This window comes from Desulfosceptrum tomskiensis, assembly GCF_049818055.1.
Lineage (GTDB): Bacteria > Bacillota > Desulfotomaculia > Desulfotomaculales > JASEER01 > JBFLVT01.
The window spans coordinates 2,431,856-2,446,730 of record NZ_CP187479.1 but is presented as its reverse complement, the minus strand read 5'-3'; the positions used below and the strand labels follow the sequence as shown (position 1 = coordinate 2,446,730).

General features: G+C 59.1%; 17 protein-coding genes. 10 read left to right on the top strand and 7 right to left on the bottom strand.

What is annotated here, in order from left to right; genetic code table 11:
* Positions 1 to 4: 4 nt before the first annotated feature.
* Complete coding sequence (locus ACPV0M_RS12420; protein WP_425620925.1) at positions 5 to 946, bottom strand: DMT family transporter; 942 nt, start codon at positions 944 to 946, stop codon at positions 5 to 7.
* A 190-nt stretch (positions 947 to 1,136) separates the two neighbouring features.
* Between ACPV0M_RS12420 and ACPV0M_RS12415 the strand changes: the two genes are divergently transcribed.
* On the top strand, positions 1,137 to 1,724 hold the full coding sequence (locus ACPV0M_RS12415; RefSeq protein ID WP_425620924.1) for an HD domain-containing protein: 588 nt from the start codon (positions 1,137 to 1,139) through the stop codon (positions 1,722 to 1,724).
* Positions 1,725 to 1,814: 90 nt separating this feature from the next.
* Here ACPV0M_RS12415 and ACPV0M_RS12410 read toward each other — a convergent pair whose 3' ends face one another.
* On the bottom strand, positions 1,815 to 2,414 hold the full coding sequence (locus ACPV0M_RS12410) for a superoxide dismutase (RefSeq protein ID WP_425620923.1): 600 nt from the start codon (positions 2,412 to 2,414) through the stop codon (positions 1,815 to 1,817).
* 538 nt (positions 2,415 to 2,952) lie between these two features.
* Here ACPV0M_RS12410 and ACPV0M_RS12405 point away from each other — a divergent pair.
* The 5 genes from ACPV0M_RS12405 (at position 2,953) to ACPV0M_RS12385 (ending at position 5,814) form a co-directional block, all read left to right on the top strand.
* Positions 2,953 to 3,186 (top strand): hypothetical protein, encoded by a 234-nt coding sequence (locus ACPV0M_RS12405; RefSeq protein ID WP_425620922.1) that lies wholly within the window; start codon positions 2,953 to 2,955, stop codon positions 3,184 to 3,186.
* Positions 3,187 to 3,358: 172 nt separating this feature from the next.
* Positions 3,359 to 4,270 carry an NAD(P)H-dependent flavin oxidoreductase gene (locus ACPV0M_RS12400; protein ID WP_425622213.1) on the top strand — a complete coding sequence of 304 codons (912 nt, stop codon included), beginning with the start codon at positions 3,359 to 3,361 and terminating at the stop codon, positions 4,268 to 4,270.
* 270 nt (positions 4,271 to 4,540) lie between these two features.
* Positions 4,541 to 4,852 carry a hypothetical protein gene (locus ACPV0M_RS12395; RefSeq protein WP_425620921.1) on the top strand — a complete coding sequence of 104 codons (312 nt, stop codon included), beginning with the start codon at positions 4,541 to 4,543 and terminating at the stop codon, positions 4,850 to 4,852.
* A 602-nt stretch (positions 4,853 to 5,454) separates the two neighbouring features.
* Positions 5,455 to 5,622: a hypothetical protein gene (locus ACPV0M_RS12390; RefSeq protein ID WP_425620920.1), complete on the top strand. Its 168-nt coding sequence runs from the start codon at positions 5,455 to 5,457 to the stop codon at positions 5,620 to 5,622.
* Positions 5,623 to 5,655: 33 nt separating this feature from the next.
* Positions 5,656 to 5,814: a hypothetical protein gene (locus tag ACPV0M_RS12385; RefSeq protein ID WP_425620919.1), complete on the top strand. Its 159-nt coding sequence runs from the start codon at positions 5,656 to 5,658 to the stop codon at positions 5,812 to 5,814.
* Between the two features lie 391 nt (positions 5,815 to 6,205).
* On the opposite strand, the gene ACPV0M_RS12380 is transcribed toward ACPV0M_RS12385, so the two are convergent.
* The 3 genes from ACPV0M_RS12380 to ACPV0M_RS12370 form a co-directional block, all read right to left on the bottom strand.
* Positions 6,206 to 6,430, bottom strand: a complete 225-nt coding sequence (locus tag ACPV0M_RS12380; protein WP_425620918.1) for a DUF1540 domain-containing protein — start codon at positions 6,428 to 6,430, stop codon at positions 6,206 to 6,208.
* Between the two features lie 75 nt (positions 6,431 to 6,505).
* Complete coding sequence (locus tag ACPV0M_RS12375) at positions 6,506 to 6,739, bottom strand: hypothetical protein (protein WP_425620917.1); 234 nt, start codon at positions 6,737 to 6,739, stop codon at positions 6,506 to 6,508.
* Between the two features lie 88 nt (positions 6,740 to 6,827).
* A complete protein-coding gene (locus ACPV0M_RS12370; RefSeq protein ID WP_425620916.1) occupies positions 6,828 to 8,066 on the bottom strand; it encodes a Ger(x)C family spore germination protein in 1,239 nt (412 codons plus the stop codon).
* 178 nt (positions 8,067 to 8,244) lie between these two features.
* Between ACPV0M_RS12370 and ACPV0M_RS12365 the strand changes: the two genes are divergently transcribed.
* On the top strand, positions 8,245 to 8,475 hold the full coding sequence (locus tag ACPV0M_RS12365) for a hypothetical protein (protein ID WP_425620881.1): 231 nt from the start codon (positions 8,245 to 8,247) through the stop codon (positions 8,473 to 8,475).
* 312 nt (positions 8,476 to 8,787) lie between these two features.
* Here the strand turns inward: ACPV0M_RS12365 and ACPV0M_RS12360 are convergent, their stop codons facing one another.
* Together ACPV0M_RS12360 and ACPV0M_RS12355 are read right to left on the bottom strand one after the other, a co-directional pair.
* A complete protein-coding gene (locus tag ACPV0M_RS12360; RefSeq protein ID WP_425620915.1) occupies positions 8,788 to 10,515 on the bottom strand; it encodes a spore germination protein in 1,728 nt (575 codons plus the stop codon).
* Positions 10,502 to 11,638, bottom strand: coding sequence for a GerAB/ArcD/ProY family transporter (locus tag ACPV0M_RS12355; protein ID WP_425620914.1), 1,137 nt, complete (start codon positions 11,636 to 11,638; stop codon positions 10,502 to 10,504). The genes ACPV0M_RS12360 and ACPV0M_RS12355 overlap by 14 nt, the downstream gene beginning before the upstream one ends.
* A gap of 186 nt (positions 11,639 to 11,824) precedes the next feature.
* On the opposite strand from ACPV0M_RS12355, the gene ACPV0M_RS12350 reads away from it, so the two are divergent.
* The 3 genes from ACPV0M_RS12350 to ACPV0M_RS12340 all read left to right on the top strand — a co-directional run bounded on the left by ACPV0M_RS12350 (position 11,825) and on the right by ACPV0M_RS12340 (position 14,840).
* Positions 11,825 to 12,115 (top strand): DUF3243 domain-containing protein, encoded by a 291-nt coding sequence (locus tag ACPV0M_RS12350; RefSeq protein ID WP_425620913.1) that lies wholly within the window; start codon positions 11,825 to 11,827, stop codon positions 12,113 to 12,115.
* A 145-nt stretch (positions 12,116 to 12,260) separates the two neighbouring features.
* Complete coding sequence (locus ACPV0M_RS12345; protein ID WP_425620912.1) at positions 12,261 to 13,352, top strand: hydrogenase small subunit; 1,092 nt, start codon at positions 12,261 to 12,263, stop codon at positions 13,350 to 13,352.
* Positions 13,353 to 13,430: 78 nt separating this feature from the next.
* Positions 13,431 to 14,840: a nickel-dependent hydrogenase large subunit gene (locus tag ACPV0M_RS12340; protein WP_425620911.1), complete on the top strand. Its 1,410-nt coding sequence runs from the start codon at positions 13,431 to 13,433 to the stop codon at positions 14,838 to 14,840.
* Positions 14,841 to 14,875: the final 35 nt, after the last annotated feature.

Genomic DNA, 14,875 nt, shown 5'->3' with positions numbered 1-14,875 from the left:
GTGCTCAATGCTTAGTCCCGGCGCTCAGTTCGGATCTGTCGCCTACGGTTTCGTTGACATGTTGCTCCGGGGCGCCGGGCCGGGTCTGGATCAGCACTACGGCCGCCAGGATGAGGCCGCACCCGGCGATCTGCATCAAGGCCAGGCGCTCGCCCAGGAGGAGGAAGGCCAGGACGGCGGCGACCACCGGCTCCAGGGTGCTGATGATCCCGGTCTTGGTAGGGCTTAAGTATTTCAGCCCTTCGAAAAAGAACCCGAACGGCAGTACAGTGGCAAAAACGGCGATGTAGACGAAGAAGAGCCGCTCCGTCCAGTTATAAGCCAGCCATACCCCCACAGGGTTTTGGACGAAACACCACAGGACGGCGGCGAACCCGTAGCCGTATACCGTAAGCGTCCAGGCGCCGTATTTCTCGAGGCCCTTTTTGCCGAAAAGGGTATAAAAAGCAAAGAAAGCGGCCGAGGCCAGCCCATAGGCCAGGCCTAAGGGCGTCGTCGCCAGGCCGCCGCCGGCCTTGCCGGTAACGATGAGGTAACCGCCTCCCACGGCCAGCGCCAGGGCGGCCAATTTACAGAGGGTGAGCTGCTCCGCACGCCGCAAAACCCCATAAACCAGCACGAGGGCCGGCGCCAGGTACTGCAGGAAGATGGCCGTGGCGACGTTGGTCTCCTTGATCGCCATCAGGTAGGTGACCTGAACCCCGGCCACGCCGACCATCCCAAAGACAACCATAAACAGCAGGTCGCTCCGGGCGAACCACAGGCATTTCCGGTTTGCGACCGCGAGATAGACGAACAACAGCAAAAAAGAAAGGACGGCCCGCATCTCGGCGACGTGAACCGGCCTGACGTCCTGGTTGAACATGTACTTGGCGACCGTTCCCGCCAGCCCCCACAGCATCGCCGCCGCCGCTACAAAGAGAAAGCCCTTGACCTCGTTCTTCATCTTTCCTCCGCTTTACCTCTTTACCTCCTTTTAACTCTCTCCATTGTCGCCTGTCCGCCGGGGATAGTCAACGCCCTCCTTGCAGTCCTGCCGGAAAAGGATTGGCCCGGCGGTAGAGGAATTAGGCGGCAGATGAGGAAAGAGGAAAGAGGACTACCTACAGTGTGTGGACGATGGAGGGGTTTCAGTTTTGTGGAGAGAAAATCTGAACAGGCTGATACGCAAAGAAGGAACCCACCCGGCCTGGGGCCTGGCTCATTGCAGCCGCGTTTATAAGCTGGCCTGGCAGCTCGGAACCGGGCATGACCTCGACGACGACGTGCTGTGGGCGGCGGCCATGATCCACGACCTCGGGGCTTACCCCGCGCTCCGCCAAAACGGGGTCGACCACGCCGCGCGTTCCGCGCAGGTTGCGGGGGAACTCCTGCCGGCCCTCGGCTTCCCGTCAGCCAAGCTTGCCCAGGTCCTGTCCGTCATCCGCGGGCACATGTTCTACACCCCTCCCGCCGACTCGCCGGAGGCGCGGTTCTTCCACGACGCCGACGTCCTTGAGTTCATGGGTGCCATCGGCGTCGCGCGCATCCTGTCGATCGTCGGCCTCGACGACTGGACGCCGGACCTGCCTTCGGCCATTAAGCTCCTCAGGAAGTTCAGCGAAGAACTCCCGGCGAGCCTCGTCACCGCCGAAGGGAAGGCTCTCGGCGAGCAAAGACGGGAGGAAATGGCGCGTTTCCTGGACGAGCTGGAGCAGGAAACATACAGGTTTAAACTGATATGAGGCTTCTCAACCGCAAGAGCGCCGAGGACGCCAAGGTGGAGAAGAACGCCAAGACCCGGCGGTCTTGGCGTCTTGGCGGTCGGATCGTTCTCAACGCCCGGCGCAGCCGGTCCACCTGCGGTTGACGTCCTCCCAGTTGACGAGGTTCCACCAGGCTTCCACCCATGCCGCCCGTCTGTTCTGGTATTTGAGGTAATAGGCATGTTCCCACACGTCGCAGACCAGGAGCGGGACGACCCCCCACTGGGTCAGGTTTTGGTGTTTTTCGGCCGTCAAGACGACCAGCTTGCCGAACCCCGGGTTCCAGGCCAGAACGGCCCAGCCGGAACCCTCAACAGCCACGGCGGCGGCCGAAAACTGCTTCTTGAAGACGTCGTAGCCGCCGAAATCCTGGTCAATCTGTACGGCGATCGGCCCTACGGCGGAGCCGCCGGCGTTGGGGGCCATGTTTTCCCAGAACATGGTGTGCAGGATGTGCCCCGAACCGTGGAACGCCAGCTCGCGCTCCCAGTGCTTGACCAGGGCGAAATCACCCTTCTCCCTCGCCTCGGCGAGCTTGGCCTCGGCATTGTTCAAACCGTCGACGTAAGCCTTGTGGTGGGCGTCGTGATGCAGGCGCACCGTCTGTTCGTCGTAATAAGGCTCCAGGGCGTCGTAGGCGTAAGGCAGAGGCGGCAGTTGATGAGGCATTTGACCACCGTCCTTTCTCATTTTAGGATATTATAACGCTTAAAGGATCGATTTACTAAGCCGCGATTGGAGGTGCAGCCATGCGCAGGGTGAACAAAACCACCCAGTGGGTCATCCGCATCATCTTCCTGGTTATCGTGATCGTTTTCCTCTGGCAGCAAAAAGGGTTCGGCCAGTGATTTCCGCCGGGTTGACGCAAACCGCTTGAATATCTGTTCAATCGGTGGTATGATATGAGCAACCGGTCTTGAGCACGACCGGGGACCACCCGAGTGGAGAAGCGGGGGAAATGGTTCACGGTGCAGTCTCCACCTGTACCGGCTCCGTGGTAAGGCTGGGGAACACGTAGTAATGCCCCCAGCGGAAGAACGAATGTCCCGCGGCTGCAAACCGCGGGATTATTTATTAGCTCTCAGCGCTCAGAAACGGGCTTCGCCCGCGCACTTAGCGCTTAGCTGTCAGCACTCAGATTACGGGGTTTAATCCTTGCCTGAATGCTGAGCGCTGAATGTTGAATGCCATTAAGGAGGTGTTTTGCATGTTCGGCAAGATTGCAGTTTATCTGCTGGCGATGCTGTTCGTCTCCCCTGTCTTCATAGGGGGCCTCTGGCTGAAAGGCCACCTGATCGCCCAAAGCGGCGGGACCTTGCCGCCCAAAGCCGCCGATCTCCCGCTTTATTTCATGCTGGGCTCCATGCTTATGGGCACGGTCGCCGGCATCCTGGCCCAGACCTTGAGATCCGAATTTAAGAAACAAAAAACGCCACAATAAAAAAATGGGTAGATTTTCGTAGAGGAATCTATAGAGATACAACGAATTTCGTTAGCCTGTGCACATTTAGCGTAAACATTGTAACATTAGTTTGGAAAGCGGGAATGAAGAAGTGTTTCCAAAACTGCAGATCGGCCGGCTCCTGCCCCGTTACCCCATCATCCAGGGAGGCATGGCCCTCAGGGTTTCGACGGCGCCCCTCGCCGCGGCGGTGGCCAACGCCGGCGGCATCGGCGTGATCGGGGCCACCGGCATGGCCCTGGAGGAACTCAGGGCGGAAATCAGGAAGGCCCGGAGCCTGAGCCGGGGCATCATCGGCGTCAATGTTATGTTCGCCGTGCGGGAATTCGCCGCTCTTGTCAAGGCGGCCATCGAAGAAAAGATCGATATCGTCTTTACCGGCGCCGGTTTTTCCCGGGACGTTTTCGCCTGGGGCAAGGAGGCCGGCATCCCCATCGTCTCCATTGTCTCTTCCGCCAGGCTGGCCAGGCTGGCCGAGAAACAAGGCGCCGCAGCCGTAGTGGCTGAAGGCTGCGAGGCGGGAGGCCACCTGGGCACCGACCGCTCGGTTAAGGAGATCATCCCGGAAATCAAGCAGACCGTCGACATTCCGGTGATCGCGGCCGGAGGCATGGTCACCGGCGCCGACATCGCGGAAATGATCCGCCTGGGTGCGGACGGCGTTCAGCTCGCCACGCGTTTCGTCCTGAGCGAAGAATGTACCGTTGCCGACGCCTTCAAGCAAAAGTACCTGGAGGCCACCGCCGAAGATGTCGTCGTGATCAAAAGCCCGGTAGGTATGCCCGGACGGGCCCTCAGGAACGCCTTCGTGGAAAAGATCATGCGCGACGAGGCTCCCAAGCCCAGGGAATGCGAAAAATGCCTGAAGGTTTGCTCCAAGGACTACTGCATCATCCGCGCCCTGGACAACAGCCAGAAGGGCAACGTTGACGAGGGTGTCGTCTTCTGCGGGCAAAACGTGCACCGCATTAAGGAAATCCTGCCCGTCAAAGCGATTTTCGCCAAACTCATCGCGGAATACAAAGCCGCAATCGAAGGAGCCGCCCTGCAACCGATTAAATAACTCTGCTGAATAGAGCACTGTTCCCGATAATTAGAAGCGTTGCCCCCAGAAAGCCCAGAGCGTTATGTAAAACCGCTTTGGGCTTTTGTATCTATAACTTCTTTACAGGCTTAATCAATATTAGGAAGCTTAATCGACGGATTTTTAAGCAAATACTCAACCTCGATCGAAATACGGATATTGAGCGTTTTCTTAAACTAATGTTTAAAAGGCCGGCGCAGGGACATAATATTGGTAACTTAAGAAAATTAACCATCGGGAGGTAAGCAAATGGCTTTTCAGGTGTACACGCCTAAGGAACGCGGTCCGCGGAGAGAACCCAAACCCACGGTATCCCTGTCAAAATCCTCGATCGTTTTAAACAAACTGGCGAGGAAATACGTTAAAGGCGACCGCTTCGAGCTGGCCTTTGACCCGGACACCAAGACCATTCGCATTAGGCCCAGCGAAGACGGTCTCAACTTGAAGAAAACGAAGATTCACGCCAAAGGGTTCTTTAAACATTTCGACATCCGCACCAAAGGCAAGTACGAAGCGCACTACAACGACCAGGAAAACGCCCTGTACGTGCCGCTGCAATAACTTTGGCCGAAAAGCCGCCTTACTTAAAAAAGGCGGCTTTTCGGGCTTTGAGGCACTGTATATCGTTCTTTCGAGCGGGCAGTCTAATACAAGACTTACGTGGAGGCGACAACTGTGAAGAAAAAACCGCGGCGCGACAAGCAATCGGCCACGCCCAGCGGCGGGCAGGCCCGCCGGACCACCCACGAGGCCATCGGCGACTACTGGGACTACAACGCGGCCCCCCGACCCTTCCGGAAGCACGCCCTTCGAACCCAACAGCTATCCCGGGAGGGGTCCCGGCGGCGAGCCCATCGAACCTCGGCCATAAATTTTTATGTTTTAGGGCAACTTACTCGAAGAAAGCTCACTCAAATCTTACGCCAACGCCTTTGCGGGAGGTGAGAACGGCTTGAGCGGCACTACCACCAGCCGGATCGTTATCGGCCTCGGAGTAATTGTTTCTTTGTCAGATCTCTGACCTCAGGCATCCGACATCCTTTTCAGTACGCTCCGCGCCGTCCGGCGCTGTCTTCCTCGTCATGCTCGTTTTTGAAAGGTTCGAATTTTAGCATCTTCTCAATCGCTTAGCAGCTTATGATTTCTACTTAGGAGGTAAGAACATGAAAAAGGACAAGGACGTGCCGAAGGGCGGCGACCTGAAGATTCGCAAGAACTTCGTTAAAGGTCCCACCGACCTCAAGCGTGACGACGTGGCGGGCATTAACGAGATCGACGTCAAGGGTGAAAACCTGGGGACCAACGATGAAATCGACGGTCCTCGCCCATAAGGAAGTCAGATGCCGGAAGTCTGAGGTCAGTGTATGTTAATACACTCCTGCATCCCGCGCAGGATTGTCCGGAAGATCAGTTCTTTGCCGCCGCTGCCGCCGCTCATCACCGACGTCCTCGGGCGGGCGCTCCGGCAGAGGCACCCCGTGCTCATGGAGCAGCTGCTCCAGCTTGTTGATCTGCGAAGTTAACGTTCTCTCCAGTCTTGGGTCAGCAGCACCTTGAATTCGGTGTCTTCCGCGCAGCTTCTAAAAAAGAGGCTGAGTTCCAGAATGTCATACTGTATAGTAAGGTTTTCCCAGAGCATGTGGGCTTCGCCGGCGGAGATTTCTTTGGTTGTGGGTAGTGCCCCCAGGATTCCGGATAGTATGGCCGATATCGCAGTTCCTCCGTTTCCATATCAGTTCATAGAGCGGTATGATGAAGTGTTTGGTCCAAGCAACGGCCTTACCTGGAACATGCGTCCGGCCTCGGGGCGCGGGAAGTCACCGACCCGCTGGAAGACTTACATTAGGGAGAAAAAAGGCCTGGCCCGGCTTGCAACCGCCGGACCAGGCGGAAACATTTGCTGCGGGGCGCTGCTTAACCTTTCTTCTGATGAACGAAGGTCTTGCAACACGATTCCATGCAGGTGTTTACCGGGGTCGTACCCTTGTTCATCTGCACGATCTGGTCGGTGTGCGGGTAGTCCCACTTGTCTTCAAGACGGTTGGCCAAAGTGTCGCTGGTGATGAGAATCCCCTCGGCCATGCAATGGTTGCCCTGGCCCCACCACTGGCAGTTGCTGACGGTGCAATGAACGCTCACTGTTCCTACCTCCTGGAATGGATTTGTCTTAGTATGCCCCTAAAGCGCGCATCTTACATGGAATGCGGGGTGGATTCACTGTGTAAGCAGATGCTGAAAGGCCAGGTACACAGGCCGGACCACGGCCTCAATCCCTTTGGTAATGTTGGGGACGGGCAGCTTGAGCGCCACCCCGAAGCTCAGCACCATGGCAATGAAAGTAACCCCGGCGAAGGCCCAGAGTTCACGATACATTCTCTGGCGGACGAGTTTCGGCACTTCAAAAGCGATGATGGACACGAACAACAGAAACAGAAGAAACAGGTTCAATACATCTCACCTCTCGATCATGGGGTCGGACCTTCAGATTTCTCACATTTGTCAGGGTCAGGCTCTTTTTAAAAGAATTTAAGAAAACTTAAGGTTTGACCCCTATGCCCTTCTCGATGAAGCCGGTGCGCCGGACCGAAGCCTCGGCACGAGCCGTAATTTCGACGCCGGGGAAGATTTCCGGCCAGCTGTCTTTCATCTCCCGCCACTCCCGCGGGAACTTCCGGTGGAAGGCCGCTCCCACCCCGAGAACATCGGAGCCGAGTTCCTGGGCCTTGTCGGCCGCCGCCGTTATTTCCTGCTCGACAGCCTGCGCCAGGGCCCGGTTCAAAGCCTCGACCGCCTCGGGGCGGGTCAGGTCCAGCGTGCCCTCGCTCTGGGCAACATCGGCCTCGACCCCCCTGACCTCTACCGTAGCCAAGAGCCTCCCGTCCTGGATGTCCGGGATGATCCGGCTCTTCCCACCAGCAATAATCTCCAGGGTTACCCGTCCGCCCCCAGAAGGGCTGGGAACGGTAACAGCGCCACCTTGAACCTTGTTTCGGGCCCACTGTACGCCTCGCGTTTCCCGCTCGGTGAGATAACCGGCGAAACGGTCCCCCCGAAAGGCGGCAGCACCGCTCAGCTCGAGGATGAAGACGGGCTCCGGCGCGTTCGGCTGCTGCACTATGCCGGGACGGGTGGGGTTACGCAATACCCGCACTACCCCGCAGTACGCATCCTGTCCTTCAGCGGCCAGCATTTTGAGAAATTCACTAAGGTTAACGACGGCAAAACGTGAAGACAGCATGTCGTTCTTCCTTATGATTTCTTCCATTCTGCCTGCCGGAATACTCTCTTGCGTACCGGGGATATCCAGCAGCAAGGACAGCTCGCTCGGAGTAACCAGGACATGGTTGAGGCGCCGCCGGATCTCCATACTCCGCTCGAAGAAATCCAGGTGCCGGGCGATACCTTGCCGTGCCAGTCCTTCGGAAAAGATGACCAATCCGTTCTGCGCCCAGAAGAGCTGCCGGGGGGAATGAAGCGATATCTCCCGTATGGCGTTAAAAACGGTCGCTCCCTCGCCTTCGTAATTGCGGTAGGGCTTGGCGGGAATGCTCGCTCCGGGAGTAACTCCCGCCATTCCCCCGCCGCCTCCGAGAGCGCGCGGGTTGGGTACCTGGGCGATCAGGCGGACCTTCCCGCCCGGCGCCCGGTCGACGGCGGTCGCCCGGACATAGCCCAGGTCCTCGGCCTCTTTCTTGTCCCAGCACCCAACGCACGTCATAATCATCAATGACAAAACGAAGATTACCAATACGGATATCCTGTTCCTATCAACCACTATCTGGTTGCACCCCCCGTGCGAGAGGTGTGAGGTGAGAAGTTAGAGGTGAGTGATACCACTTCTGATTTCCTGCTCCCACTCTTCTGAATTTCCCGACTCCAACTTCCAATATCCAACATCTACCCTGAAAAACGGCCCTTGCTATTCGGGTCTGGGTTTATCCCCGCAAGCGACTTTGCTGAAAGCTTCGGGCACCGTTCTTAGCGAAGGTGAGGTCAGCGTGGCCGCCGACGAGGACGTTCGCGGGCGCTTCCGCTGTCAAAGCGTCGGCCGTACGCTTGCCCTCGGCCTTGCCTGCGCGAACTTGTACGTGCTGAGGAATATGCTCGTTCGCCTCGGGCGCCGGCCGAACTCCCCGGCACTCAACTTTGCAGACCGTTTAAGTGAACCCATCACTTATGACTAGCTCTTCGGAGAGACTTAGTTGAGTGCTGGGTCAGACAGCGGCCGACGCTGTTCCTCGGCTCACTGCGCATTTTTTATTTATACTCCCAACGTTCGCTACGGCCAAGGCCTCGACGCGTACTTGGGTAACCTGCTGAAAATTGCGCCCGCGAACAATCCGCAGGAGGCCCGCCACGTTCCGAACCGAGCTTAGAACGGTCGAAGCGGAGCACGGAGCGCGGGGATAACCCAGACCTGCTGTAACCGTTTTTCATTGTCTGTGGTGCTGCATTTTGCAGCGTGAGGGTCTAACATCCAATACCTATCCCACGTCCTACGTCCGTTCCGGTCCCGGTTTCAACCCAGGCGTCTGACGTTCCCGGTTGCGCTTGCTGAGCTCGTGTGGGCGGCGGCGCATGGCCCACCAGGGAGGACGCACCACCGTCTCCTTCAGGTCGGAAAGGTGCAGCGGGGCAAACCCGGCAAGATAGGGCACCCCCAGCGTGCGCAGGCCGGCCAAGTGGATGAGGATGGCCAAGACGGCGGCGACGACCCCGTAAAGACCGAGAATGCCTCCCAGAATCGTGATGAAAAAACGGATAATGCGGAAACTGAAAGCCAGCGAAAAGGACGGCAGCACAAAGGAGGCAATCCCCGTAACGGCGACGACGATTACGGCCAGGGGGGAGGTCAGCCCGGCCTGAATGGCGGCCTGCCCGATAACCAGCGCCCCGACGATGGATACCGCTTGGCCGATCGGACGCGGCAGCCTGATGCCGGCCTCGCGGAGGAGCTCGAAGGCATAGTCGATGAGTAACATCTCGATGACCGCCGGAAAGGGTATCCCCTGGCGGGCGGCGACGATCGAAAAGAGCAAGGCCTCCGGGATCATCTCCTGGTGAAAGGTGGTAACGGCAACATAGACCGCCGGACCGACCAGGGCGATGACCAGCGCCACATAGCGCAGGATACGGATGGCCGTCCCGAAGAAGTAGTTCTGGTAGTAGTCCTCGGCCGCCTGCATCAAGGCGAGGAACTCGTATGGGACGACCAGGGCGACGGGGGTGTTGTCCACCAGGATGGCGATGCGGCCGTCCAGGAGGGCCGCCGCCACGCGGTCCGGCCTTTCGGTGCTCAAGACCTGCGGGAACGGGGAGAGCGGCTGGTCGGCGATCAGTTCCTCGATGTGGTTGCTCTCCAGCACCCCGTCGATGTTTTTGTCAATCCTTTGCAGGCGGCGCTTCAGCTCGGCGAGGTGCTCCGGGTTGGCCCGCCCCTTAATATACAGCACCGTTACCTGCGTGTGGGTCTCCAGACCCAGGAAGAAATGCTCGCAGGCCAGATTGGGGGTCTTCAGGCGGCGCTGAATAAGCGTCAGGTTCTTGGCCAGGGACTCCACGAATCCCTCGCGCGGGCCGCGTACCACGCTCTCGCTGACCGGCTCCGCGATGCCGCGGGTCGGGAACCCGGTCACCTCGGCGCTCAGGGCCCCCGACTCGCCGTCGACGAGGAGCACCGCCTGCCCCTCCAACACGTCCTCGACTACCTCGCCGAGGGTGCGCCGTGCGCGCAGCGGGGCGGCGGCCATGCCGGCCTCGCGGACCGTCTCCAGGAGCGAGCCCCCGACCTCCGGCTCCCGCCGCAAGGAGTGCATCAGGGGGCGGAGGATACCGCCCTCGGCCAGCGCAGGGTCGATCAGGCCCTCCGTGAAAACCATGGCCGCCCGCCATTTCCCCGCCACCAGGAACTCCCGGATGCTGAAGCCGGGAAAGCCTCCCAACACGCGCCGCAGTCCGGCGAGATTCTCGTCCAGGGACGCGGAAAGAGGCGCCTGCCGCAGTTCGTCCTGGCGGTAAACCCGGTTTACGGCATTTCCGCTCTCCCTGCCCGGCTGCCGCCCGTCCTGTCCCGGCCCGTCGCTCCCCGCACCCGAAGCGCGTGCGCCGCCGCCGGCCGCAACGGTATTGCCGCCGGCGGAAAGCTGTTCTTGCGTCGCCCCCTTGCGGCCGGCCCGCAGCATCTCGCTTAAGGAGCGGACGATCCGCCGCCTACGCTTTGTCATTCTCCGCACCCCCTCTTGCGGGCCGGCCGCTTGTTCCCCGGATAATGCTGACGAGCAGGATCGTGCCGGTAAGGACGAACTGGACGAAGGTGATGGAGAAAGGGAAGACTTCACTGGTAAAAGATTTCAGATCCGTGATGTTTGCCCAGGACTGCACGGCGAGAGCGGTGATGACTACGGCCAGGGGCAGGATCAGCGGCCGGTAGTCCTTGAGGTTGAGCCACTGGGCCAGACCAAGGGTACCGGCGTAAAAAAAGGTCGCTAGTTTGAAGAGCATCCCCCCGATCCAGAAGACCATGAAGAGGGCGTCCTGGCGCGAAAAAATGGGGAGGGTCGGAACCTCCACATGCCGTGCCAGAGAAAGGGTCGGGAAAAGTTTGGTCGCTGTCTGGTCCGCACCGAAACGCCCTATGGCACTTACGACGATCAATTCCATGAGCAGGAAAAGGATCAGGACCGCCAGCAGGTTGAACTTTACCATGCGGGGCCGGTCCGCCGCGCAGATAAAAGGCATGAGCATCAGGATTACCGCCGTTTCCCCGAACCAGGAACCGGGAGCGACCGCCCCGAGGACCACCGGTCCGGGACCGTTCTCGAAAACGGGGAGTAACTCTTCCAGATTGACCTCCTTGATGCCCAGGGCGATAACCAGCAGCAGGGCGGCGACCACCGTCCAGAGGACGACCGTGTTTACCCGGCACAGGACCTCCAGGCCCTGGTAGAGGACGTAGACGGCCAGGAGCGTCAGGAGGCCGATGACCACGATCATCGGGGTCCGCGGCAGGTAGGCCGTATTCACCAGTTCCGAGAACTCCCGCTGCACGAAGTAGGCCACGTAAAGGTAGTAGTAGACATAGATGAACCCGACCAGTTTCCCGACCACCGGTCCCAAAACACGGGGCGTATACTGCACCACGGTCTCCTGCGGGAAGCGCAGGGCCAGGCGGGCGGCGATGTAAGTTACCAGAGCGCCGAAAGCTCCGGCCAGGGACAGCGAAAGCCAGGCGTCCTGGCGGGCATGCTGGGCCGCGATCGAAGGGACAAAAAGGATGGCCGTGGCCAGGACGATGCTGATCTCGTAGTTCATGGCCTGAAAGGCCGAGATTCTTCCCGCTTCCCGCACCGAATAGGTCTCCTTCCGAGAAAACCCTGCCATAACAGGTAGTCTGTCCCTACATATTCTTCGACGGGCGGTTTCCGATTATACGAGTTGGATACAGCCGGCGGCGTGAAGTGACGGCGATGCATAGGGTTGCCGCGCTTCATACATACTATCGGCAGATACCACTTCCAGGAGGTTCACGGAGCAATGGTGGAGACAGACGTAACGTGGGAACAATGGAAAAAAATGCTGAGAACGGGGGTCAATATCGGAGAGTTCATAGGCCTGTCCGAAGACAGGATCAAGGACGCAGCCTACCGCCTGGGAGGTTTCCTGGCCGGGCACATCGACTCGGGTAATCGGGAGCAGCGTCTCCTCCAGGAACTCTGGCTGGAGGGCACCGAAGAAGAACGAAGAGGACTGACCTCGATGCTCGTAAAGCTGCTGGACCGGGACGACAAACGGGATAAGGAGATCGTAGACCGGGAAGGCCGCTGACCCGGGTATCCGTGAATCGGGTATCACCCTAAGCAGCATAAAGTTGACCGCCGCGCCACCCGGGCTCGATAAGCCAACCGCGGAACCGTTCACGGCAAAGGTCCGGGCCACACGGGGATACGCGGCTGCAAAGTGAAGAGATAAAATGCCCAAATTCTACTGTTCCGTATCGTGCCCGCAAGGTCAGCGTAACCAGGATGCCGCTGAACATCCGGTTCGCCGGCCGAAGTTCTTCGCCGGGAAAGAAAGACCCCCCGTGATCTGGCTGGGGACCAATACCTGCGCCGGCGATATGCTTTCTTTTTTGAACTCCGTCGACCCTTGCTACCGGAGCCTGCTTACCGACCTGGTCGACTTTCGCTACAACTATCTGCTCGGAGCGGCCGAGGGGGACATGGCCACCGGAGTCCTGGACGAAGCCATGTCAGAGATTCCGGGCGAGTATATTCTGATCGTCGAAGGGACGATCCCGACCCGGTCCAACGGGTTGTACTGCGTTATCGGGATGCGAAACGGGAAGCCGTTGACGGCCCTGCAGGCGGTTCGGAAACTGGGGGCCAAGGCCCGGTACGTGGTGGCCGCGGGCACCTGCGCGGCCTTCGGCGGGCCTTTCGCTGCCGCCCCTAACCCTTCCGAGTCGAAGCCTGTTCAGGCTGTGCTGGACAGGCGGGTGATCAACGTCCCCGGCTGCCCCATCCTTCCTGACTGGCTGATGGGGACGCTGGCGCACCTGAGCTGGTACGGGGAGCCGGAACTGGACGATTTGAACCGGCCGAAAATGTTCTACGGCGAAACTATCCACAACCTCTGCCAGCGGCGTACCTATTTCGACAACAGCATCTTTGCCAGGAAACCCGGCGAGCCCTGGTGCATGTACAAGATTGGGTGCAAGGGGCCGGTGACCTACGCCGACTGCCCTTACCGCCAGTGGAGCGGAGAGCACCTGAGCTGGCCGGTGAAGGCCAATACCCCATGTATAGGCTGTACCAGCCCGGAATTTCCCGACGGTGACATGCCCTTCTTTGAGCACCTTCCTGACGTAAAGCTGCCCGGTATTCAAACGACCGCCGACCGAATCGGGGCGGTAACCGCCGCTATTACCGCCCTGGGCATCGGCGGGCACTTGATTGCCAGCATTGTCACCGGCCGGCTGCCCTACACTCTTAAGAAAGGCTTTTCCGGTAACGGCATGCGCCAAAAACTGCAGGGATTGCTGCAGAAGCTGCGAAGCGGTTAGCGGTTGGCGGTGACAATCAGCTTACAAGCTCTTGCGCTTTTTGCCCACCGACAACCGAATTGGGAAGGACGAAACGCCGTGAAAAAAATTGTGGTTGGCCCGCTAACCCGGGCTAACAATTCCAGTTTCGTGGAGGTTATTGTAGAAAACAAGAAAGTAGTGGATGCCCGGTGCAGCGGGATCTTTTTCCGGGGCTTCGAGTCGATCCTCCGGGGGAGGGACCCCCGGGACGCCGGCTACCTGACCCAGCGGATCTGCGGGATATGTTCCTCGGCCCACGGTACGGCGGCGTCTTTCGCCCTGGAGAACGCTGCCGGCGTACGTCCTCCCCGAAACGGCAACCTGCTGCGCAACCTGATCCTGGGCGCCGACTTGCTGCAGAGCCACATCCGTAACTTTTACCTGTACAGCCTGCCGGATTACGTCCAGGGGCCGAACCTACGCCCCTTCATTCCCGGCTATACCAGAGGCTACCGTTTACCAAAAAAAACGAACGAGACTATGATTGAACACTACTTTCAGGCCGTAGAAACCAGCCGGCTGACTCACGAGCTGATGACCCTGCTGGGGGGTAAAGCCCCACACTCCCACGGCCTGCTGGCCGGAGGGAACTCCGTGCCCCCGTCGGCGGATATATTAATGGATTTTACCTCCAAGTTAAGAAAGATCAACGATTTTATAAGAAACACAATGATTCCCGACGTATTCACCCTGGCGAAGGCCTACCCGGACTATTACGAGATCGGATGCCGGACGCCCAACCTGTTGGAGTTCGGCCTTTTTCCCCTCAACGAAAACGACAATGAAAGGTTTTTTCCGGGAGGCGCCGTTGTCGACGGTCACCCGCAAAAGCTCGATACTTCAGCGATTAGTGAGTATCTGAAGTATTCATGGTTTGCCGAAAACGGTGAACCCCGGCACCCGTCCCGGGGGCGGACCGAGCCTGACCGGGAAAAGGAGGGCGCCTATTCATGGGTCAAAGCGCCCCGCTACGAGGGGAAGCCGATGGAAGGGGGACCTCTAGCCCGGCTCTGGATTAGAGGGGACTACCGGAAGGGTGTTTCCACCATGGACCGGACCGTTGCCCGTGTCCTGGAAGCGGAAATGATCGGGAAACTGATGGAGGGCTGGGTGGAAGAATTACGGCCGGGGGAGCCCGTTTTTGTCCCTTTCAAAGTACCCCGGGAGGCAGAAGGCGCCGGCCTGACAGGCGTCATGCGGGGTCCGCTGGGACACTGGCTGCGGATCGAAAGGGGAAGGATCGCCCATTATGAGATCATCACCCCCACCACGTGGAATTTTTCACCTCGTGATGATGAAGGCCGGTTGGGGCCGGTGGAAGAAGCCCTGATCGGAACGCCGGTCGAAGACGAGAACGAGCCGGTCGAGATAGGAAGGGTAGTCCGTGCCTTCGATGTGTGCTCGGCTTGCCAGGCTCACATCCTCGTACCGGCCGCGCCGGTTGGGAAAACAGTCATCCTGTGTTAAAACCGAAAAGCTTTCAGCATACCGGAGGTTATTCC

What these genes read in the sequence shown, in the direction of transcription:
- ACPV0M_RS12420 (WP_425620925.1), bottom strand. Translation starts at nt 946, where the DNA reads ATGAAGAACGAGGTCAAGGGCTTTCTCTTTGTAGCGGCGGCGGCGATG.
- ACPV0M_RS12410 (WP_425620923.1), bottom strand. Translation starts at nt 2,414, where the DNA reads ATGCCTCATCAACTGCCGCCTCTGCCTTACGCCTACGACGCCCTGGAG.
- ACPV0M_RS12405 (WP_425620922.1), top strand. Translation starts at nt 2,953, where the DNA reads ATGTTCGGCAAGATTGCAGTTTATCTGCTGGCGATGCTGTTCGTCTCC.
- ACPV0M_RS12400 (WP_425622213.1), top strand. Translation starts at nt 3,359, where the DNA reads ATGGCCCTCAGGGTTTCGACGGCGCCCCTCGCCGCGGCGGTGGCCAAC.
- ACPV0M_RS12395 (WP_425620921.1), top strand. Translation starts at nt 4,541, where the DNA reads ATGGCTTTTCAGGTGTACACGCCTAAGGAACGCGGTCCGCGGAGAGAA.
- ACPV0M_RS12390 (WP_425620920.1), top strand. Translation starts at nt 5,455, where the DNA reads ATGAAAAAGGACAAGGACGTGCCGAAGGGCGGCGACCTGAAGATTCGC.
- ACPV0M_RS12385 (WP_425620919.1), top strand. Translation starts at nt 5,656, where the DNA reads ATGTTAATACACTCCTGCATCCCGCGCAGGATTGTCCGGAAGATCAGT.
- ACPV0M_RS12360 (WP_425620915.1), bottom strand. Translation starts at nt 10,515, where the DNA reads ATGACAAAGCGTAGGCGGCGGATCGTCCGCTCCTTAAGCGAGATGCTG.
- ACPV0M_RS12350 (WP_425620913.1), top strand. Translation starts at nt 11,825, where the DNA reads ATGGTGGAGACAGACGTAACGTGGGAACAATGGAAAAAAATGCTGAGA.
- ACPV0M_RS12345 (WP_425620912.1), top strand. Translation starts at nt 12,261, where the DNA reads ATGCCCAAATTCTACTGTTCCGTATCGTGCCCGCAAGGTCAGCGTAAC.